At 49.5% G+C, this 20,894-nt stretch carries 24 protein-coding genes and 1 other annotated feature; of the genes, 22 read left to right on the top strand and 2 right to left on the bottom strand.

Features of this window, described 5'->3' with window-relative positions; genetic code table 11:
• Positions 1-26: 26 nt before the first annotated feature.
• From ACY2IG_RS12175 to ACY2IG_RS12090, 18 genes are all read left to right on the top strand, one after another.
• Positions 27-542 (top strand): type II secretion system protein, encoded by a 516-nt coding sequence (locus ACY2IG_RS12175; RefSeq protein WP_462617973.1) that lies wholly within the window; start codon positions 27-29, stop codon positions 540-542.
• Between the two features lie 57 nt (positions 543-599).
• Entirely contained in the window at positions 600-1,355 is a 756-nt protein-coding gene (locus ACY2IG_RS12170) for a prepilin peptidase (protein ID WP_035406466.1), read from the top strand.
• Positions 1,356-1,373: 18 nt separating this feature from the next.
• Entirely contained in the window at positions 1,374-3,113 is a 1,740-nt protein-coding gene (locus tag ACY2IG_RS12165) for a fimbrial assembly protein (protein WP_462617972.1), read from the top strand.
• Positions 3,110-3,844: a hypothetical protein gene (locus ACY2IG_RS12160; protein ID WP_462617971.1), complete on the top strand. Its 735-nt coding sequence runs from the start codon at positions 3,110-3,112 to the stop codon at positions 3,842-3,844. The genes ACY2IG_RS12165 and ACY2IG_RS12160 overlap by 4 nt, the downstream gene beginning before the upstream one ends.
• A gap of 107 nt (positions 3,845-3,951) precedes the next feature.
• Positions 3,952-4,527, top strand: a complete 576-nt coding sequence (locus ACY2IG_RS12155; protein ID WP_462617970.1) for a Maf family protein — start codon at positions 3,952-3,954, stop codon at positions 4,525-4,527.
• Positions 4,528-4,573: 46 nt separating this feature from the next.
• Positions 4,574-5,206 carry a RadC family protein gene (radC, locus tag ACY2IG_RS12150; RefSeq protein ID WP_050677672.1) on the top strand — a complete coding sequence of 211 codons (633 nt, stop codon included), beginning with the start codon at positions 4,574-4,576 and terminating at the stop codon, positions 5,204-5,206.
• Positions 5,207-5,368: 162 nt separating this feature from the next.
• On the top strand, positions 5,369-6,403 hold the full coding sequence (locus ACY2IG_RS12145) for a rod shape-determining protein (RefSeq protein WP_029342258.1): 1,035 nt from the start codon (positions 5,369-5,371) through the stop codon (positions 6,401-6,403).
• A gap of 14 nt (positions 6,404-6,417) precedes the next feature.
• Positions 6,418-7,302 carry a rod shape-determining protein MreC gene (gene mreC, locus ACY2IG_RS12140; RefSeq protein WP_056062539.1) on the top strand — a complete coding sequence of 295 codons (885 nt, stop codon included), beginning with the start codon at positions 6,418-6,420 and terminating at the stop codon, positions 7,300-7,302.
• Positions 7,295-7,798, top strand: a complete 504-nt coding sequence (gene mreD, locus ACY2IG_RS12135; RefSeq protein ID WP_035406481.1) for a rod shape-determining protein MreD — start codon at positions 7,295-7,297, stop codon at positions 7,796-7,798. The genes mreC and mreD overlap by 8 nt, the downstream gene beginning before the upstream one ends.
• Positions 7,799-7,801: 3 nt before the next feature.
• Positions 7,802-8,476 (top strand): septum site-determining protein MinC, encoded by a 675-nt coding sequence (locus ACY2IG_RS12130; RefSeq protein ID WP_035406484.1) that lies wholly within the window; start codon positions 7,802-7,804, stop codon positions 8,474-8,476.
• Between the two features lie 50 nt (positions 8,477-8,526).
• Complete coding sequence (minD, locus tag ACY2IG_RS12125) at positions 8,527-9,330, top strand: septum site-determining protein MinD (protein ID WP_029342255.1); 804 nt, start codon at positions 8,527-8,529, stop codon at positions 9,328-9,330.
• Positions 9,331-9,393: 63 nt separating this feature from the next.
• Positions 9,394-10,734 (top strand): ribonuclease E/G, encoded by a 1,341-nt coding sequence (locus tag ACY2IG_RS12120; protein ID WP_290751810.1) that lies wholly within the window; start codon positions 9,394-9,396, stop codon positions 10,732-10,734.
• A 74-nt stretch (positions 10,735-10,808) separates the two neighbouring features.
• Positions 10,809-10,878 (top strand) — a sequence feature (ribosomal protein L21 leader region).
• A gap of 15 nt (positions 10,879-10,893) precedes the next feature.
• Positions 10,894-11,202 carry a 50S ribosomal protein L21 gene (gene rplU / locus ACY2IG_RS12115; RefSeq protein WP_012370978.1) on the top strand — a complete coding sequence of 103 codons (309 nt, stop codon included), beginning with the start codon at positions 10,894-10,896 and terminating at the stop codon, positions 11,200-11,202.
• Positions 11,203-11,205: 3 nt separating this feature from the next.
• A complete protein-coding gene (locus tag ACY2IG_RS12110; protein ID WP_023468945.1) occupies positions 11,206-11,544 on the top strand; it encodes a ribosomal-processing cysteine protease Prp in 339 nt (112 codons plus the stop codon).
• Positions 11,545-11,558: 14 nt separating this feature from the next.
• Positions 11,559-11,837, top strand: coding sequence for a 50S ribosomal protein L27 (gene rpmA / locus ACY2IG_RS12105; protein ID WP_012370976.1), 279 nt, complete (start codon positions 11,559-11,561; stop codon positions 11,835-11,837).
• Positions 11,838-11,905: 68 nt separating this feature from the next.
• Entirely contained in the window at positions 11,906-12,388 is a 483-nt protein-coding gene (locus ACY2IG_RS12100) for a Spo0B domain-containing protein (protein WP_308101818.1), read from the top strand.
• Between the two features lie 15 nt (positions 12,389-12,403).
• On the top strand, positions 12,404-13,699 hold the full coding sequence (gene obgE / locus ACY2IG_RS12095; RefSeq protein ID WP_023468943.1) for a GTPase ObgE: 1,296 nt from the start codon (positions 12,404-12,406) through the stop codon (positions 13,697-13,699).
• Positions 13,700-13,752: 53 nt separating this feature from the next.
• Positions 13,753-15,021 (top strand): hemolysin family protein, encoded by a 1,269-nt coding sequence (locus ACY2IG_RS12090; protein ID WP_069201482.1) that lies wholly within the window; start codon positions 13,753-13,755, stop codon positions 15,019-15,021.
• A 45-nt stretch (positions 15,022-15,066) separates the two neighbouring features.
• Here ACY2IG_RS12090 and ACY2IG_RS12085 read toward each other — a convergent pair whose 3' ends face one another.
• Together ACY2IG_RS12085 and ACY2IG_RS12080 are read right to left on the bottom strand one after the other, a co-directional pair.
• On the bottom strand, positions 15,067-15,609 hold the full coding sequence (locus tag ACY2IG_RS12085) for a 3H domain-containing protein (protein WP_462617969.1): 543 nt from the start codon (positions 15,607-15,609) through the stop codon (positions 15,067-15,069).
• A 24-nt stretch (positions 15,610-15,633) separates the two neighbouring features.
• On the bottom strand, positions 15,634-16,716 hold the full coding sequence (locus ACY2IG_RS12080) for a cysteine desulfurase family protein (protein ID WP_462617968.1): 1,083 nt from the start codon (positions 16,714-16,716) through the stop codon (positions 15,634-15,636).
• A 98-nt stretch (positions 16,717-16,814) separates the two neighbouring features.
• Between ACY2IG_RS12080 and ACY2IG_RS12075 the strand changes: the two genes are divergently transcribed.
• The 4 genes from ACY2IG_RS12075 (at position 16,815) to ruvA (ending at position 20,893) form a co-directional block, all read left to right on the top strand.
• Positions 16,815-18,284, top strand: a complete 1,470-nt coding sequence (locus ACY2IG_RS12075) for an L-aspartate oxidase (RefSeq protein WP_462617967.1) — start codon at positions 16,815-16,817, stop codon at positions 18,282-18,284.
• On the top strand, positions 18,208-19,050 hold the full coding sequence (nadC, locus tag ACY2IG_RS12070; protein ID WP_462617966.1) for a carboxylating nicotinate-nucleotide diphosphorylase: 843 nt from the start codon (positions 18,208-18,210) through the stop codon (positions 19,048-19,050). Before ACY2IG_RS12075 ends, nadC begins: the two co-directional genes overlap by 77 nt.
• On the top strand, positions 19,040-20,137 hold the full coding sequence (nadA, locus tag ACY2IG_RS12065; protein ID WP_462617965.1) for a quinolinate synthase NadA: 1,098 nt from the start codon (positions 19,040-19,042) through the stop codon (positions 20,135-20,137). Before nadC ends, nadA begins: the two co-directional genes overlap by 11 nt.
• A 162-nt stretch (positions 20,138-20,299) precedes the next feature.
• Positions 20,300-20,893, top strand: coding sequence for a Holliday junction branch migration protein RuvA (ruvA, locus tag ACY2IG_RS12060; RefSeq protein ID WP_023468936.1), 594 nt, complete (start codon positions 20,300-20,302; stop codon positions 20,891-20,893).
• Position 20,894 lies beyond the last annotated feature (1 nt).

Genomic DNA, 20,894 nt, shown 5'->3' with positions numbered 1-20,894 from the left:
AAAAGTACTAGGGAGGCATAAAGAAAATGGTAGAACGTTTAAAAGAAATCTGGTTAGATGCAAAACAAATGCGCGATGAGCGTGGATTGACGTTGATCGAGTTACTCGTCGTCGTCGTTATCTTAGGAATCATTGCAGCAATCGCTGTCGTCGCAATCGGTGGTTTGATTGAGAACTCACGTAAAGATGCCGTTGTTTCGGATGCGAAGCAATTAGTTGCAGCAGCAAAACTTTATACATCTGCAAATCCGATGCAACCGGGTCAACAGATTAAACTTGGTATCAAAGATGGTGGCGACCCAATTCCATCTAAAGATTCTGAAGATGCAAAGGCTAATGAAGATACACTAGATAAGTACATTGATGAAATGAAAGATTCTTTGAACTCAGATGCAGCATATGCTTCTTCATATGTAGTTGTAACTGAAAAACAAGGTAAGTTTACTTATGCAGTTACTCTTTTAAGTGCTAAAAAAGGAAATACGTACTTTACTGGTGCTAAGCCAGGAGATTTAAAACGAGCTGGAGTTACAGTAGAATAATCCTTACCCCCTCCTCGGGGGTTTTTTTCTGAACTTTTTTGAAAGGGAGGTCGTGTCATGACGATCGTCTTCACGGTTTATTTTTTCTTGTTAGGCTTACTCATCACGTCGTTTACGAACGTCGTCGGTCTGCGCGTCCCGGTCGGGGAGTCGATCGTTCATCCGCGCTCCCATTGTCCGACATGTGGGCATGTCCTAGGACCGCTTGAACTGACACCGGTACTCGGTTACGCAGTACTTGGTGGGAAGTGCCGCTCTTGCGGACAATCAATTTCAATCAAGTATCCAGCGCTTGAATTACTCGGAGGGATTCTCTACGCCTATGCCTTTTGGCAGTTCGGCTGGTCGATGGAACTGGCGTTGACGCTCGTCCTGACGAGCTTGCTGTTTATCCTAACGATGTCGGACTTAGCCTACATGCTGATTCCGAATAAAATTTTACTTATCTTTTTGCCAATTGCCTTGATTGTGCGCTACCTTTCTCCACTCGAAAACTGGTATAATCCAATTATTGGTGGAATCGTCGGGTTCGTTCTATTATTCGTCATCTTTCTTGCTTCCCGTCGTGGTATGGGGGCAGGGGATGTCAAACTGTTCGGACTGCTTGGAATCTTCCTTGGACCGCTTCACGTCGTCATTGCCTTGTTCGTCTCGGCATTCGTTGGTTCCGTTCTTGGCTTAACATTACTTGGACTCGGACGCGTGAAGCGGAAACAACCCATTCCCTTCGTTCCGTCGATTGCTGTCGGAACATTACTGACATATTATTTTGCGGATGATTGGGTATCGTGGTACCTCGATTTACTGCTTTAAGAAAGGAAGAACGTACATATGGCGCAACGGCGTAAAGGGACTTATATCTACTTTAATTTTACCGATGTCGCAATCTTCGGTGCGGTCGTCAAAAAAGGCGTCATCAAGCGCCGGGCAGTCGTCGCGCTGCCGCCAGGAACACTTCAAGGAGGCTGGTTACAGCCGGAAGCCTCGCTTGATTTCATCTTTGACGGGTTACTGACGAAACTGAAAGTACCGCGTGGTTCGCAAGCGGTGCTCGCGCTCGATGGTTCACTCGTTCTCGCCCGGAAACTTGATATTCCGGAGACGATCGAGACGAATCAAATCCGTGGCTATTTGTTTATGGAGATCGGACATAGTATCGTCTTACCGTTTGAAGAACCATATTTTGATTACACGGTTCTTGAAGAAGACGGCAAGCGGGAAATCATGCTCTATGCCGCCCCAAACGAAGCGCTAAAGCAATACACGCAACTGTTCAAACAAAAGCATTTGCGACTGGTTGCTGCTGAACCTCAACCGCTTGCAACCTACTTCGGGATTGAATCTCATCACCCAGTTACAACAGAAGCCGATACTTTATTGATCTGGAATGCGAATGCGACGAATCACCAGCTGATCATTATCGAAGATCACGTGCCACGTCTGATTCGCTCGGTCGACACGTTTGCGGCTGACGCGTGGGATGTTGATGTCATCGATGATCAATTGCATTATCGTTACCGCTCGGATGATCCGACGGTCGAACTCGTCTTAGATGAGATGTTGCTCGAGTTCTCGCGTGTACTCGATTTCTATCGTTTTTCGCTCGCGCGCGAAGGACGAGAGATCACGAATGTCGTCCTTGCCGGGGACTTCCCATTCCGTGATGAACTGGCAACACGTTTCCGGTCGAACTTTGATTTAAGTCTCGATGAAATTCCAGATATGATGACGATTGACGGACAGTCAATTCCACGAGCGTACTTACCGCTCGCTGGTCTTGCTTCACCGCGAAAAGACCGCATCAACTTATTACCGGAAAACGACGAAGCACCGAAATATCCGCTTGTCGCTTCACTCATTCTGTTGTTGTTCGGCGGACTCGCTGGTGGTTATCTCTACTGGCAAACCGATCAATTCGCGGATCGCGTCGAATCGACGAACGATCAAATCCAGATCGTCCGTCAGTTGCAGTCGGAATCGGATCAATCGGCAAAGCAGGAAGTCGCGCAACTCAAACAGACAGTCGAAGGACTCGAGACGACGCCACGTCCTGCCGTACCGACGCTTGAACGGATTACCCGTTATCTCCCGGAACGCGGTTATATTCTTCAATTCGCGTATGGGGCAGACCATGCCGTGACGATGACGACCCAATTCGAGACGCTTGATGAACTGAACGATTTTTATCGTGAATTGTTGACGGATAAAGTCTTCTCAGGAACGAACCTTGCGAGTGTGACGACACGGACGATGAATGAAAAGGCAGACGTCGTCACGACGACGACGGTTGATCCGACGACCGGGCAAGAAATTCCGACGACGGAAATCACACCGTCGGATGATGCGAAATCTGAAGAACCACGTTATATCGGACAATTTTCATTGAACGTTAACCCGACGGAAGTCGTCAAAGGCGAAACGAACGAAGCTGATCCGGCAGTACCAAAAGAAGATCAGCCGTCTGAATCGGAAACGGATAGCTCGACGGAAGCGAATCCTTCAACCGATCCGACGACGGAGACGACTGATCCGAATGTAACGACTGAAATCGAGGAGGTGCCGGACAATTGAAACGTTATAGTAGCTTCATCCTCCTCGGTCTAACGATCTTGATCGTTCTCGGTGCGGTCGGTTACTTCGGTTATACGACCTATACGACACACCAAACGTTGCAAGAAAAAGAAGCGACGTTGAAACGGGAACAGATGGTGCTCGAGCAAGCGAAAGCGAACGAACAGAAAGTCGACGTCGCTGAGTCGAGCTTCCTGCAACAAAAAGTCCCGGTGACGGCAGCGAACGATGACGTCATCGATGCGATTAACGCGTCGAGTCAGATTGCGGGTGTCAAAGTCCAGTCGATCACGTTTGGTCAGGCGACCACAACGCCAACGCCACAGTCACCGGTGACATCAACGCCTGCCGTTGACGGAGCAATGGCGACGGAGTCTGATCAAGATCAAGCGACAACAGCTGCGGCGACAGGAACGACCACAGCGAATGCGACGCCACTTCCGGCGTCATTGACGGTTGAAGCCCCGTCGTATCTTGAATTGATGGCATTCTTAAAACAAATCGAGCGGACGGATCGAATCACGGTCTTACGCCAAATCCAGTTATCGGGACCGGAAGAACCGGGTCCGAGTAGTGGGACGGTCTTGCTTGAGGATGAGATGCTTTCATTCACAGTCGAGATCGAATCGTATTATCGTCCGGACCTGACGAAGTTGACGCCGGATAAACAAACGCCACTCGAGGAGAAGACGCCGAAGTCGGATCCATTTGTCGATGTGACAGGAAATTAAAAGAAAACAAGCGGTTCCTATGCTGTTAGGGACCGCTTGTTTTTTGTTAGACTATTCGATGACTCGAATTATGCGATTCGAAATTAATGGGAAAGAACGTGATACTGATGATAACGCAACCACACTTGATTCTCGCCTCAGCTTCACCGCGCCGGACAGAGCTCCTGCAACAAATCGGAATCGCTCACGCAGTCGTACCGGCGAATGTCGTTGAAGAAGCGCCTTACCCGATGTCCCCGCATGAATACGTCCGTCATCTATCGCAAAAGAAAGCGCGAGCGATTACGACAGACGGTGTCATTCTGGCAGCTGATACAGTCGTTGCAATTGACGATATGATTCTCGAGAAGCCAGCAGATAGGGGAGAGGCACGGGCGATGCTCGCGCGTCTATCGGGACGCGCACATGAAGTCGTGACAGGAGTAACGATTCGCTTTGGTGAGAAGGAAGAGACATTCGACGTGACGACACATGTTCGTTTTGGTGCATTGCCAAACGAATGGATTGAAGGGTATATCGCGACGACCGAGCCCTATGATAAAGCGGGTGGGTATGGTATTCAAGCGATGGGTGGTCTGTTCGTCGAAGCGATCGAGGGCGATTACTATAATGTTGTCGGATTGCCAATCCACGAAATCACGAAACGTCTCGCGTCCTTTGCGATCAAGCCGATGTTTGCGTAATCCTGAAACAGAGAGGTCGGATGCTGTGATTGAATGGCCGAAGGATATGGTTCAGTTGAAAGGCTTAGCACAAGCGACGACAGTCGAGTTGTTGGCATGTCTTGTCCGAAGCGGAACGCGCGACCGGACACCGCTCGAAATCGCGGAAGAATTACTGCACATCTATCCTTCATTGATTGAACTCGAGGCAGCTGGAGTCGGTGGACTCGAGAAAGCACCAGGTGTCGGAAAGGCAAAGGCGTTGCAAATCATGGCTGGACTGGAACTCGGTCGTCGTCTCGTCACGGAACCGAAGTGGGTTCGACCGACGATCCGTTCACCGGAAGACGCCGCGGAGCTGTTGTTAGAAGAAATGCGCCTCTATCAACAGGAACATTTCATCTGCCTGTATTTGAATACGAAAAATGAGGTTGTCTCGAAAAAGACGTTATTCATTGGAGGATTGAACACGTCAATCGTCCACCCGCGAGACGTCTTCCGGGAAGCGATTCGCTGCTCGGCTGCGAACTTCATTGCCGTCCATAATCATCCGTCCGGTGATCCAACGCCAAGTCGTGAAGATATCGAGGTATCCGAGCGACTTGTTGAGGCAGGACGACTCATTGGAATCAGTTGTCTTGACCACATCATCATCGGGCATGGACAATTTATTAGTATGAAACAGCGCGGATTTATGTAAGAATAACGTCTGAAGGGAAAGTTTCGTTTCTTTCCGTCAGACGTTTTTTTGTGTGTTTTCTAAGGCGAACTGTAAACAAGCTGTAACGTTTTAACGCTTTCCAATGAAGGCTTTTCCGTTATAATTAGTGAAGTGTATTCTCAGAGAGGGGTTTTTTGAATAATGTTTGGATCATTCAGCCGTGAAATCGGCATTGACTTAGGTACGGCTAACACGCTCGTGTATGTAAAGGGGCAAGGAATCGTCGTCCGTGAACCGTCCGTCGTTGCTTTCCGTACGGATACAGGGAAAATTGAGGCAGTTGGTAATGCAGCAAAAAACATGATCGGTCGTACGCCGGGTAACGTGACTGCACGACGCCCGATGAAAGACGGGGTTATCGCGGATTATGAAACAACCGCTACGATGATCAAATATTTCATGGATCAAGCTTCAAAGAAAAAAGGCTTGTTCTCTTCTAAGACGAACGTCATGATCTGTGTACCAAGTGGTATTACATCGGTCGAAAAACGTGCGGTTGAAGATGCAGCGAAACTTGCGGGTGCGCGTGAAGCATACACGATCGAAGAACCATTCGCAGCAGCAATCGGTGCAGGTCTTCCGGTTTCAGAACCAACAGGCTCGATGGTCGTCGACATCGGTGGTGGTACGACAGAAGTTGCTGTCATCTCACTCGGTGGTATCGTCACAAGCCAATCGATCCGTGTCGGTGGTGATGAGATGGATGAGTCTATCATTCGTTACATCAAATCGAAATACAACTTGATGATTGGGGAACGGACAGCTGAGACGTTGAAAATGACGATCGGTTATGCTCGCATCGATGAAGAATCAGAGAACGAAACGATGGAAATCCGTGGACGCGACCTCGTCACAGGTCTTCCGAAACAGATCGAAGTCACAAGTGCTGAAATTTGTGACGCACTTTCAGATACGGTCGAAGCGATTCTTGCAGGTGTTAAGCACACGCTTGAGCAGACACCTCCTGAATTATCAGCAGACGTCATGGACCGCGGTATCGTCCTGACAGGTGGTGGGGCGCTCTTGAAGAACCTTGATGCTGTCATCGAAGACGAAACACGTATTTTGACACTCGTTGCAGAAAACGCACTTGATTGTGTCGCAATCGGTACAGGAAAATCACTCGAGATGATGAATGTCCTTCGTTCGAAATCAGGCATCTCGCAAAAAAGATAAGGACGGGATGAGCGATGAAGCGATTTTTAAATAATCGAAAACTGCTCATCACACTCCTTAGTTTTCTCCTTTTGGTGATCTTAATCGGGATTTCGCTGCAAGGGCGTAACCAATCCCACTGGTATCAAAGCTTCGTGCGTGATACCGTGGGCGTCGGTCAACGCCTTTTCGCGACACCGATTGGCTGGATTGATGATACGGTCACTTCGATTAAAGAAGTGCGTGACGTGTACAAAGAAAATGAACACTTGAAATCACGATTGAACGACTATGCCGGCAATGCCGTTAAAGTCCGTGATCTTGAGCGTGAGAATAAAGAATTAAAAGACATGCTCGACCTCAAAGGTTCGATTCGCGACTATAAACTGTTACCGGCAGAGATGATCGGGCGGACATCGTCCGAATGGCAACGGTTCGTGACGATTAACATCGGCGAACAAAAAGGGGTCAAACCGAACATGGCCGTCGTAACAGCAGATGGATTGATCGGTCGCGTCATCCAGGCGAGCGCTTATACGTCCCTTGTGCAGTTGATGTCGGATACGAGTCGGACGAATAACGTTTCGGCAACGGCAGACGACACGAAAGGAAAAGGAGTCTTCGGAACGATTGAAGGCTTCGATGAAGAGACGAAACTACTCAAGTTCACGAAAATTCCGAACGACGCGAAGCTGAAAAAAGGGCAGACCGTCACGACGTCCGGTCTTGGTGGAAAGTATCCGAGCGGGATCGTCATCGGAAAAATCGAAGAAGTGAAATCCGATCAGTATGGGGCTTCGAAAATCGCATACGTCAAACCGGCAGCAGACTTCGAACAGTTCGGTCATGTCTTCGTGATTGAACGCGAAGCGAAGGAACCTTTCGCTGAGACCGATAAGGGAGGGGACACTCGTGAATAACGTTAAGTTGTTTTTCGCCGTGTTCCTTCTTTTTATCTTAGAAGGAACGTTGTTCGCGGGACCGCTTGGAGATGGTTCGCCGTATGTCATTCATACGACCTTGATCGGTCTGATGTTCCTCGGTCGGTACGGGAAGCTTGAACAAGCACTCGGATTCGGACTCGTTTTCGGATTGCTCTATGATTTCGTGTACTCGGATATTATCGGAATTTACTTATTTGCGTTATCCGCCATTCCGCTTTTTAGTAGCTTCGTGCTAAAATATGTAAAGGAGAACGTATTGACGATTCTCGTCACGTTCACGTTCAGTGCCATTTTGTATGAACTCGATATATATTTCTTCACGGCTTCGGTCGTTGGTGTCGGGGTTTCCTTCCAAGAACTCGCGACACAGATCATTCCAAGGAGTTTGGTTGCCCAGTTGATCGGGATCATCATCCTGTATTATCCGATGACCCGACTCGTGCAGTCGACCCTTGACGAGAAAAGAGGATGAGTCATGATTGAGCGTAAACGTTATGTAACGATGAAAGGCCATCGTGGTGGCCTCGCCGTCTATGTGAATGAAAGGTGCAGTGTGGATGAATTTCTTGACGATTTAGAGTTGACGCTTGCGGACAAATCCGTCGAGAACGGACGCGCCGTACCCATCACCTTCTTCTTCGGTCGACGTTATGTCGATGAAGGGGTGTTGACGGCCGTCGAATCTATCGTCGCGCGACATGATTCCTTCTCTTTCAAAGGCTATGACAGTGAATGCATCACGAAAGACGAGGCAAAAGCCTTGTACGGAGAGCGGACGTTCCATTATTTTGGTGGCACGGCACGCAGTGGGCACGTATTAGATGTTGAAGGTTCGATCGTCATCATCGGAGATATCAATCCGGGGGCGGTCGTACATGCGACAGGAAGTATCTATTGTCTCGGAGCTTTGCGTGGTACCGTTCATGCAGGTAAAGGTGGTAATACGGAAGCAGTCATCGCTGCAAGTGTGTTGCAACCGAAATGGGTCGCGGTCGCTGGAACCGTCCATGAGGAGCCGGATGACGCACCGATTCCTGCTCTCGATATGGGCTGTGCATTTTTAGGCGAAGACGGGGTGGAATTCTCCCGCCTTCAAACCGTTCCGCTTGCGCGGATGGATCAGTTTGCGATTGATAGTGAAAGAGGGTGACGGATATGGAACAAGTGAAAGAACAGGTACATATGGAGGCGAAGACGAATATGGGACGCGCCATCGTCGTCACATCCGGTAAAGGCGGCGTCGGTAAGACAACGACGACGGCGAACATCGGAACAGCACTTGCATTGATGGGGCATTCGGTTTGTCTCGTCGATACAGATATCGGGTTACGCAATCTGGATATCGTGCTTGGTCTCGATAACCGGAGTATCTATAACATCGTTGATGTCGTAACGGGACAATGTAAATTGCACCAAGCGCTCGTCCGCGATAAGCGTTTTGAAGAGATGTATCTGTTGCCTGCTGCTCAATCAAAGGATAAGTCCTCCGTCACACCCGAACAGGTGAAGGCAATCATCGACACGCTGAAACTTGAATACGATTTTGTATTGATTGACTGCCCGGCAGGAATCGAACAAGGATTCATGAATGCGATTGCTGGAGCGGATGAAGCTGTCGTCGTAACGACACCGGAAAAAGCAGCCGTCCAAGATGCGGACCGGATCATTGGGATGCTCGAACGCTCAGAACGAAACATCGTTCCAAAACTCGTCATCAATCGGGTGCGTTCGCACATGATGGCATCAGGTGATATGCTCGATATCGATGAGATTATGCGTATTCTTTCAATCGATCTGCTTGGTCTGATCATAGATGATGAAGAAGTCATCGCCGCTTCGCACCGCGGTGTGCCTGTGACGATGAATCCGGATAATCGGGCTGGACTCGGCTACCGGAACATCGCCCGCCGGATTCTCGGAGAATCCGTGCCACTGCTTGATTTAAATGAACAACCGCAAAAAGGTTTCTTCGTCAAATTGAAGAAGATGCTTGGGATGAAATAAGAATGGGAAATTAGACTAGGACGACATCGTCGCGCCTAGTCTAATTTTTTTGGAGGGATCAGTATGCGATGGATTAGTGAACAGACCGCTTCACTCGAACGATTGGCGTTGGTCGAAGGCGGTCGATTGATTGAATATCATGAACGGATGCGTGACGAGATCCGGGTCGGAACGTTCGTTTATGCCAAGGTCGACCGGTTGCATCCGACGCTCGGAGCAGCCTTTTTGATCGCGACTGACGGTACGCCGCTTTACTTACCGCTTAATGAAACGGTGGAAGCACTTCGTCGCTATCCGGACGTGCCAACAATCGGACAAGCCGTCCAGGTCGGGCAGACATTGCTCGTTCAGGTCGTCAAGGAAGGGGTCGCACCGAAGCAACACAAGGTGACGCAGAACATCACTTATGGTGGACGTTATCTTGTCTATTTCCCGTACGGTCGCCGCGTCCGTTTCAGTCGGAAGTTGGATCTCGTCGTCCAGCGTCAACTGGCGGAGCAATTGACGACGACGGAAGAAGAAGGGATTCTTTACCGGACGGAGGCAGCGAAAGCATCAATCGACGAATTGAAACAAGAGTTACAGTCATTACGGATACGGCATAAAGAACTCATGCAGGCGCCGCGTCTTGAGCAAGACGAGGCATTGATCGTCCAGGAAGCGAAGCGACTTCCGCATGTCACCGATGCGCTCGTCATGACGCGTCAGGAAAAAGAACGACTCGAATTACTCGGTCTGTCTGTTGAACGATCGCTACGAAAAGGGCGCTTACCTGAGATGGAAGCCATTGATGGGGCAATCGAAAAAGCGATGCAACGGGTCGTCTGGCTCGACGGAGGAGCGTATCTCTTGATTGAAGAAGTCGAGACGATGACTGTCATCGACGTCAACAGTGGGAAGACGATCTCGGTCAAAGAACAAAAGCGGACGTTTGATCAAATCAATGAAGCGGCTGCCGTCGAAGTTATGCGACAATTACGGTTACGTAATATCAGCGGAATGATTGCAATCGATTTTTTACGTGGCTCAAGTAAAGGTCAGACACGGGTGACCCAACTTCTCAAAGAACGAGCCGCACTCGAGACGAAACAAATCGAAGTGTATGGATTTACGAAGATGGGCTTATGCGAACTGACGCGACAACGACACGGAAAATCATTGCAGGAACGATCGCAGGAATCCGGTCAATGGACACGATTAAGCGTCTATCGGTTGATTGAACCGAAATTGCTTGAGATTGCGACCTATGCGGAAGCGGTCGTGATTCGCGCGCCGCGTCACTTGTTACAAGACGAATTCATCTCTCGCCAACCACTCGAGGTGCACGTGTTAGAAGGCGATCCAGCCGTCCTATTCACTGGGTCGTCACAAGACTGTCTCGATTTCATCAAGCGATCGGAATAATCCTTCAGAACAGCATTGACAAGGTGGAAGAACGTTTGGTATTCTGAATAACGTTAGTTCGTTTGGAAGCACCCAAATGACTACAACCGCACAGACCGGGTTTTAAAGCATCTGCTGCCCGTGATGGCGAGTCTGAGTTCCTAAGAGGAGGTGCACGTAATGTACGCAATTATCAAAACTGGTGGTAAACAAGTCAAAGTCGAAGCTGGCCAAGAAATCTACGTTGAGAAATTAAACGCAGACGTCGACAGCACAGTTGAATTTGGTGAAGTATTGATCCTTGGTGGTGACGATGTTAAAGTCGGCGCTCCACTCGTAGAAGGTGCGAAGGTCGTAGCAACGGTCATCAAACACGCTCGCGCGAAAAAGATCACTGTCTTCAAAATGAAAGCGAAAAAGAACTACCGTCGTAAGCAAGGTCACCGTCAACCTTACACGAAGGTCCGCATCGAGAAAATCGAAGCGTAAGCCATGATACGTGTCAAGATTCGACGAGATGAAGCGGAACTCGTCCGCTCCATCGAAGTGACAGGACATGCCGAGTTCGCAGAACCAGGTCTCGACCTTGTCTGTGCCGGCGTCTCGTCGGTGATCTTCGGGGCATACAATGCCATAGAAGCATTACTCGGGCAGGTCCTGCTCCTTGAAATGGCAGAACAACAAGAAGGTGGCTACTTTTATGTAGAACCGTATGCTGACTTAGCACCGGATGTCAGTGAACGCACCCAATTGTTACTGGAGGCGACTTTGGTCCAGCTTGGTACCATCGCTGAAAGTTACGGTGAGTTTATCCAACTTGAACAAGTATAGGAGGTGGATTCCACATGTTGAAACTTAATCTTCAGTTCTTCGCATCGAAAAAAGGGGTAGGTTCGACAAAGAACGGTCGTGACTCGCAATCGAAACGCCTTGGGGCGAAACGTGCAGACGGTCAAACTGTTTCTGCTGGTTCAATCCTCTACCGTCAACGCGGTACGAAGATTCACCCAGGTATGAACGTCGGACGTGGTGGCGATGATACACTTTTCGCAACTGCAACTGGTGTCGTTCGTTTCGAACGTCTCGGACGCGACAAGAAACAAGTCAGCGTTTACCCAGCATAAGGATCGACGAAGCAGACTCTAGCCACTTTCGAGGGTTAGGGTCTGTTTTTTTTAGGAGGGAACGACCGATGGAGGAACAACAGGTACTTGATCTTTTAAAGACTCTTCGTCACGAGTGGTTGAACCGGATACAACTCGTCCGTTCGTATGGCGCGATCGGAGACGAACAAGCAGTCGAGTCGATCTGTTCGGCGTACCGGGAGCAAGCATCTCGGGAAGGACGTCTAGCGCAAATCGGATTGCCGAAAACCGCACTGGCGTTGCTGCAAGCTGAATGGTCAGGCAAAACTGTGACGTATGATGTCATCGGAGCACCCCACATGGAAGATGAGCGGTTGAAGCAACTCGTCGAAGCAGCCATCACCATGATTGATGTAGGAGTAGGAGAAGTATCCGTGACCTTCCACGAGGGCGTGACCATCGAGATCTATCGGGATCTACTAGATATGTCGCGCCTTAAGGATCTAGTGACGCCGATGGAAATCGAGTCGCAGACGGAAAATGAGTGTGTGATTGAGATTGAAAGTCTTCCGTTTGAGGAAGAGAAGTAAGAGGAGGGATCCGACATGTTTGTCGATCAGGTAAATATTTATGTAAAAGCAGGTGACGGAGGACGTGGACAAGTAGCGTTCCGTCGCGAGAAATACGTTCCGGACGGCGGTCCTGCTGGCGGTGACGGTGGTCACGGAGCTCACGTCGTCCTTGAAGTCGACGAAGGACTTCGGACATTGATGGACTTCCGTTACAAACGTCACTTTAAAGCGGTTCAAGGTGAAAACGGAATGTCAAAAGGGATGCACGGTCGTAAAGCCGAGCATTTAATCGTCAAGGTTCCACCAGGCACGGTCGTCTATGATGATGATACGAACGCGGTTATCGCTGACCTCGTCCATCATGGACAACAAGCGATCGTCGCAAAAGGCGGACGTGGCGGACGTGGAAATACACGTTTTGCGACACCAGCCAACCCGGCACCTGAACACGCGGAAAACGGTGAGCCAGGGGAAGAGAAGTACTTGAAGCTTGAACTGAAGATGCTAGCAGACGTTGGTCTTGTCGGCTTCCCGAGTGTCGGGAAATCAACGATGTTATCTGTCGTTTCAGCAGCACGTCCAAAAATCGGCGCGTATCACTTCACGACGATCACACCGAACATCGGCGTCGTCGAAACGGAAGATAGCCGTAGCTTCGTCATGGCTGACTTGCCAGGATTGATTGAAGGCGCAAGTGAAGGCGTCGGACTCGGTCATCAGTTCCTGCGTCACGTCGAGCGGACGAAAGTGATCGTCCACGTCATCGACATGAGTGGGATGGAAGGACGCGATCCAATCGAAGACTACAACATCATCAATAAAGAACTCGCGGACTATAATCTCCGCTTGACAGAGCGTCCACAAGTCGTCGTCGCGAACAAGATGGATATGCCGGATGCGGCAGAACATCTCGAAGCCTTCAAGGAAGCTTTCCCAGAGCTTGAAGTATTCGAGATTTCAGCAGCAACACGCCAAGGATTACGTGATCTCTTATTCCGAATCGCTGACCTCGTTGATGCGACGCCAGAATTCGGTCTTGAGGAACTCGAAGAGAAAACAGCGACACCACGTGTCGTCTACGGTTATGAAGCACCTGAAGCCGGCTTTACGATTTCGAAAGATGAAGACGACTGCTTCGTCATCAAAGGACCACGAATCGAAAAACTCTTCACGATGACGAACTTCATGCGTGAAGAATCGATTAAACGTTTCGCTCGGACACTGCGTCAAATGGGTGTCGACGAAGAGTTACGTCGTCTTGGTGCAATCGACGGCGATGTCGTTCGAATCCGTGATTTCGAATTTGAATTCGTTGAGTCATCCTTCTAAGCGGTTCATTCCACTAGGAAACGGAGTGTGAAAGCATCGTGGACCCATTGCCCATGATTTCATTCGTTTGGTTAATTCCGATTCTCATCTTATCCGCGTTCTTTTCCTCAGCCGAGACAGCACTCGCGAGTGTCAATCGGTTGCGGTTGTTGCACCAGTCTGAAGCAGGGGACGCGCGTGCGTCCCGTGTGTTTCGGTTGCTTCAACGTTATGAGGAGACATTGACGTCGATTTTGATCGGGAATACGCTCGTCAATGTCGGCTTCATCTTGTTTGGCGGCTGGTGGATCATCCAGTTCGCCGAGACGATCGCAACGCAGACCATTGCCTTTCTTGGGCTGTTCTTTCTGTTGCTGTTGTTTGGAGAATTGATTCCGAAATCGTATGCCCGTGAGCATACGGAACGTTACGTGTTATTGATCGGACGTCCACTGCGCTTCTTCTTACTGTGCTTTCGACCGCTCGTTTTCCTGTTACTCCGCTTACGCCAGTTTGCGCTTCGATTGATTGGAGCCGATCCCAAAGGGCCACTCGTGACCGAACAGGAACTCAAGGCACTCGTCGATATCAGTCAGGAAGAGGGAATTATGGGAATCGCTGAAGCTGAACTTGTCCACCAGGCGGTTGATTTTCAACATGCAACGGTAGAGAATGCTTTGACGCCACGCATGGATATTCAAGCGATCGATATCGATGCGCGGCTCGAAGACATCCTTGCAGAAGTACAAAAAGGCGGCTATTCTCGTCTACCGGTCTATAAGGACTCAATTGATCATGTCATCGGTGTCTTATCGGAACGGGACTTTCTGCGTGCATACGTGAAAAATGGTTCCGTCGATATCCGGGAATGGATTCGACCGGTATCGTTCGTCGTACCACAGACACGATTGATGGATTTATTGCCGGAACTCAAAGTCAAGCAGTCCCATATGGCAGTCGTGCTCGATGAGTTCGGAGGGACGGCAGGTCTGATCACCCTTGAGGATATTTTAGAAGAAATTGTCGGGGAGATTTGGGATGAGCACGATGAATCATTGGAATACACGAAACGGATTGGTCCAGAACAATTCGAATGTCTAGCGGAGTATGACATTGAAGACTTCTGTCAGCAATTTCAATTGACGATGCCGGACACCGATGCCCAGTCACTCGGGGGATGGATCATGGAGGAAAGCGGACAACTGCCGGACGTCGGAACGGCGATGCGTTATGAACGTGTCACGTTGACGGTCTTGCATATCGAGAACCGCCGCGTCCGGAAAGTCTTAGCGACGTTTGATCCTCCCGCTATGATGCCAGAGCTACCGCTTGAATCGATGTAACAATAAAAACCGCTCATTCCTTAGGAATAGGCGGTTTTTTGATGTTCAGACATCGAGTTCCGAGACGAGGATTCCAAGATGGTCAAGTTTTGCGATAGCTGCTTCTAGTGCGTCTTCATGATCCGCTTCAAGCGTATGGATATGGACTCCGTCGGTCAAGCTCGACAGTGGAGTAGCTTGTGTCTCCTCTAGCTGTTCAAGCAGTACACGGACATCTCGGCGGCTTTTTAGCATCAACTCACTTGTAATGAAGCCGTAGACAGGATGCTCGATGATGACATCCCGGATGACGACGCCTTCGTCAACGATGGCATCACATTCATCCTTTAATTGCTCGATGCCGTGGCGACAGACGATCTTGCGGCGTAATTTCGAACCGTCGATTTCAGGGTCATTGATCAAATACCCACGAGCTGTCGCGATGACGGGATATCCTTTTGCTTTTAACAATGATAAATCCTGCACGATCACTTGGCGGCTGACGCCTGCTTGTTTCGCCAGTGCTGTTCCCGTAACAGGTTGTTCACTTTCCTCAATCATACGAAGTAATGATTTCCGGCGTTCTTCTCCGGAGATGCGTTTCCCCATGATGTCTCCTACCTTTCTCCAGTGTCATGAGATCGTGTTCAACACATCAATGCACTGTTCGATTTCTTCGTTCGTCGTGTGTCTTCCAAAACTGAGTCGAATCAATCCATGAGCCGCCGATTCATCGAAGCCGATGGCGCGTAATGTCGCATTCGGACCATTTTCTCCAGCCCGACAGGCACTACCGGCGGAAACGGCGATTCCAGCACGATTCAAGGCGAGCAACGCGTATTGACCGTCCCGTTGTTTCGTATGGATGGCACAGATGGAAGCCAGTTGCGTTGGAGATTCAACGATCAGATAACGAGACGAAGACAATGTTTTTTTTAGCATACCACGAAATACCTGACTGGATGCCTGGATTCCTGGATTTTCTAAGCGCGACGCCTCACAGGCAGCGATGAAGGCGGCAATTCCCGGAACATCGACTGTGCCTGGGCGAATCCCGAACTCATGATGTCCTTCGTAGTAGGGACTAAAGAGCGGTCGTCGCAAATACAAGGCACCTAACCCTTTAGGACCGTAGACTTTATGGCTACTCATCGTGTAAGCGTCAAAGGAGTCGATGGTAATATCATCTTTTAAAAATCCTTGAACCCCATCGCAATGAAACAGAATCCCGCGCGATTGACAATATACTGCAATTCGTTCGACTGGGAACCGAAAACCGGTATCCGAATTGACGTGTTGAATCGAGACGACACCAACCTCGTCCGTACAAGCCGTAACGAATCGATCCCAGTCGAACGTTCCGTCCGGCAGTAGAGAAAAATGACGTGTTTCTTGTGCCCAGCGCGCAAGTGGAAGCAAGACCGAGTCGTGTTCACATCGAAGTGTCAAGACAACTGATTTGTTACTCTGTCGTATCAAGTGTGTCAAAGCGATGTAATTTGCTTCTGAACCGCTTCCTGTAAAGATGATAGATCCTTCTTTTTGAGCTAATTGTTGCATCAGATACTGTCGTGCTCGTTGAAGCAGGCGTTCTGCATCCCCACCGATGTCATGAAGAGAAGAACTGTTGCCGTAGAACGATTGAGCGGCTTGTTGATAATGGTCGAGTGCTTGTGGATGCAGCGGAGTAGTAGCTGCGTAATCGAGATAGATCATGAAAAAATCCTGTCCTTTCGTCTTGTCACTCAGCTAAAAGTATGCCAAACTTATTGTCAAGTCAATAGTAAACATTTAGATATAGAGGTGTAAAACATATGTCTTTACATAAAAGGCTTGAGACGGATGTATTGATCATCGGAACAGGGCTTGCTGCGATTTCGGTCGCCTTGCATCTTCCGCCTGGAACTGAAGCGTTGCTTGTCACAAAAGGCACGCGATTTGAGACCAACTCTGTCCGAGCACAAGGTGGGATTGCTTCTGCTTATGCGGAAGTTGATCATCGTGGTCATTTTGAAGATACGTGTCAGGCGGCAAAAGGGCGCATCAATCCGTCCGCTGTTGATTATGTGACCCGATCAGGAGCCGAGGCAATGGAATTCTTGTTACGACAAGGTGTCCTGTTTGATCAATCCGAGGGAGAGTTCTTGCTCGGTCGAGAAGGTGCGCACCGTTTGCCGCGGATTTATCACTCTGGCGGGGACGAGACTGGCAAACGAATCATGGAGACGTTAATGCCGCGAGTGCCTTTTCCGATTCTTGAGCAGACGTGTATCACGGAATTGATTCAAGTAAATGGACAGGTTGTAGGTGCAGTTGGATATAGCCATGGAGAACCGATCGAGATTGTGGCGCGAGCAACGATTCTCGCTACTGGTGGAGTTGGTGGAATATTCGCGTCGTCGACGAATGATCCATCGATTCAAGGAAATGGGATTGCACTCGCTTTTGAAGCGGGAGCGACGATTCGTGATCTCGGCTATATCCAGCACCATCCGACGGTACTTGTTCATGCAGGTCGCTCAGAAGGTTTGATTACGGAAGCACTACGCGGAGCAGGAGCCATTCTTGTGACGAAAAGCGGGGACCGGATCATGGCAGATCATCCGATGCAAGATTTAGCGGCGCGCGATGAAGTCGCAAAACGAATCCATGAGGTGCGAAAACACGAACCGGTCTATCTCGACACGTCAAAAGTCGTTGATCGAACAAAACGGTTTCCAACGTTTGTCGAAAAATGTGAAAAACTGAACATAAATCCAGATCTCGTTGAAATCGCACCAGGCATTCATTTCTTAATGGGTGGAATCGAGACGGATCTGACAGGGCAGACGAATGTCGAAGGACTTTACGCGGTCGGCGAGACAGCATCGATCGGACTGCACGGTCGAAATCGTCTGGCGTCGAACTCGCTTCTTGAGTGTGTCGTCATGGGGAAAGCAGTAGCAGAACAGCTCAAGTTATTACCTGATTTAAAGCTAGAACGCGTCAAACGACGTCCAGGAACACTTCGTTCCGTAACAGACCGTTTATCGCAGGTCATCGGTGTCGAAATGGATATTAGGCAGGTACAAGAATGTCTGGATGCGTTAAAAGGCTGGGCATTAGAAGAATCCGGACAGGAAGCAGAAGAAAATCGATTACGTTACGTGACAGCATGTCTATTGCTTGAAGGGGCGCGAAGTCGGTTGACAGGAGAGGATGAGAACATTGAACAAGTGGCAGTTACGGCAACAACTGGAGGCATTTTTAATCGAGGACATCGGACAGTGGGATATCACGAGTGAAGGATGTCTGACGGGACAAGAACGCGGAACCGGTCGTTTTTTAGCAAAGGAAGACGGTGTCTTCTGTGGAGGAGACATTATTCGTGAGATGGCGCATCTGTTACAAGTCAACGTGACGATTCATATAGCGGAAGGGACGGTCGTCACGCGAGGAACGCTCCTTGCTGAGTGGTCTGGTTCGTTACAGGATATTTTAAGCGGAGAACGCGTCGCTTTGAACCTTGTGCAACGCTTATCTGGGATTGCGACGCAGACACGTCAAGCGGTCGAGGTAGTAGCAGGACGAATCCGAATCACGGATACACGGAAGACGACTCCTGGATTACGGATGCTAGAAAAACACGCCGTTCGCGTCGGTGGTGGCTATAGTCATCGCGGACGACTCGATGACGCGGTCATGATCAAAGATAACCACATCACGGTCGCGGGATCGATTACGGAAGCGGTGATGCGAGCAAAACGAGTTGCAGGTCATACGACACCAATCGAAGTCGAAGTTGAGACGGAAGCGGAAGTGCTTGAGGCAGTGGCTGCAAAAGTCGACATCATCATGCTCGATAACCGGACACCAGCAGAAATCAAACAGCTCCGGCAATTGATTCCACCACATATCACGGTCGAACTATCCGGCGGGATTACGATAGACACGTTATCAGACTTCGTGGATAGCGGAGCAGACGTCATCTCACTCGGTGCGTTGACGCATTCAGTAACAGCACTTGATATTAGTATGAAAATCGAAGGAGGAAAAAAAGATGTCATTTGATCTATTACGTCACGAAGGGATTCCGGCGTCATACTTACAGCAATCAGAAGCAGAATTGATTGCGATCATCGAAGGGGTCAAAGCACGGATGGGCAGTCGCTTATTCTTACCTGCCCACCACTATCAAAAAGACGAAGTCGTCCAGTTCGCGGATGCGACGGGAGATTCGCTCCAGCTTGCACAAGTCGCGAAGCAGATGATAGAAGCCGAATATACGGTCTTTTGCGGTGTTCACTTTATGGCGGAGACGGCAGATATGTTGACCGATGCGTCACATACGGTCGTTTTGCCTGACATGCGTGCTGGCTGTTCGATGGCAGATATGGCGAATGATATACAAACGGAGCGTGCCTTTACGATCTTGACGGAACGGTTCGGAGATTCGATCTTACCGTTGACGTATGTCAATTCGACAGCAGCCATCAAAGCATTCGTCGGTCGTCACGGTGGGGCGACGGTGACATCATCGAACGCTGTCCAGATGGTCGAGTGGGCGCTTGCTGAACGAGACATCTTATTCTTCCTGCCGGATCAACATCTCGGTCGCAATACGGCACATGCGCTCGGAATTCCGTTAGAGCAGATGGCGATTTGGGATCCGATTCGCGACGAACTCGTTTTTGACGGGGAGGACCAAGACGTCCGCGTCATCTTATGGAAAGGGCACTGCTCGGTGCATGAGAAATTCACAGTCGGTCAAATTGAACAGTTCCGTAAGACGGATCCGGAGCGAAAGATTCTCGTTCACCCGGAATGTTCGCATGAAGTCGTAGTAGCGTCTGATCTCAATGGATCAACTGCGTACATCATTCAACAAATCGAACAGGCTGCTCCTGGAACGAAGTGGGCGATCGGAACAGAGATGAACCTCGTCAATCGACTCGCGACGACTCATCCGGATCTCGACATCGTGTCGCTCAATCCGTTCATGTGTCCATGTCTGACGATGAACCGGATTGACTTGCCGCATTTGGCTTGGGCGCTCGAACAGGTCGAAGCAGGTGAGCCGGTCAACATCATTAAAGTCGACGCAGAGACGACGCGGCATGCCGTATTGGCGCTCGAACGAATGCTTGAGCGTTCGTAAAATAGAGAGTGAGAGCGTGGTCGTGCAAACGATCACGCTTTTTGTCTTCTGATTGAGAGAGCGAACGTATGTATTGATTTTTGCTGAAGAACGCTTTGAAGCCAAACGAAGATGTATGCTACAATAACACGAGAGTTTGTTTAAGGATGGGAGCGTTCCACATTGATAGAATTCGTACGCGGCGAAGTCGCTTATGTCTGTGCGGAATTCGTGACGGTAGAAGTTGGCGGGATTGGCTACAAGATCGTAGCACCGAACCCGTTTTTTTATCGGACCGGAGACGAACAGATCATCGTATATACGTATCACTATGTCCGTGAGGACCAAGAAGTCTTATTTGGATTCCGTTCCCGGCGTGAGCGTGCCTTGTTCACGAAGTTGCTCGGTGTGACAGGGATCGGACCAAAAGGAGCGCTTGCAATCGTCGCATCAGGGAATGTCGATGCGCTTGTTGAAGCGATCGAACAAGAAAAGGAAAGTTATCTCGTCAAGTTCCCAGGTGTCGGCAAAAAGACAGCAAAACAAATGACACTCGACCTAAAAGGAAAGTTAGCAGAGCTCGCGCCAGACTACGTACCGAGCGAAGGCTTGTTCGCACAAGGTAACGCAGAGCTGAACGAAGCCTGTGAAGCTCTGACGGCGCTCGGTTACAGTGATCGAGAAGTCGAAAAAGTCAAAAAAGCGTTGCAGGCAGAAGTCCTGTCAACGGATCAATATGTTAAACGGGCACTCCAGTTGTTATTGAATGTGAGGTGAG

The organism is Exiguobacterium sp. EF_C8, assembly GCF_054956715.1.
This window is presented reverse-complemented; position numbering and strand designations above follow the sequence as displayed.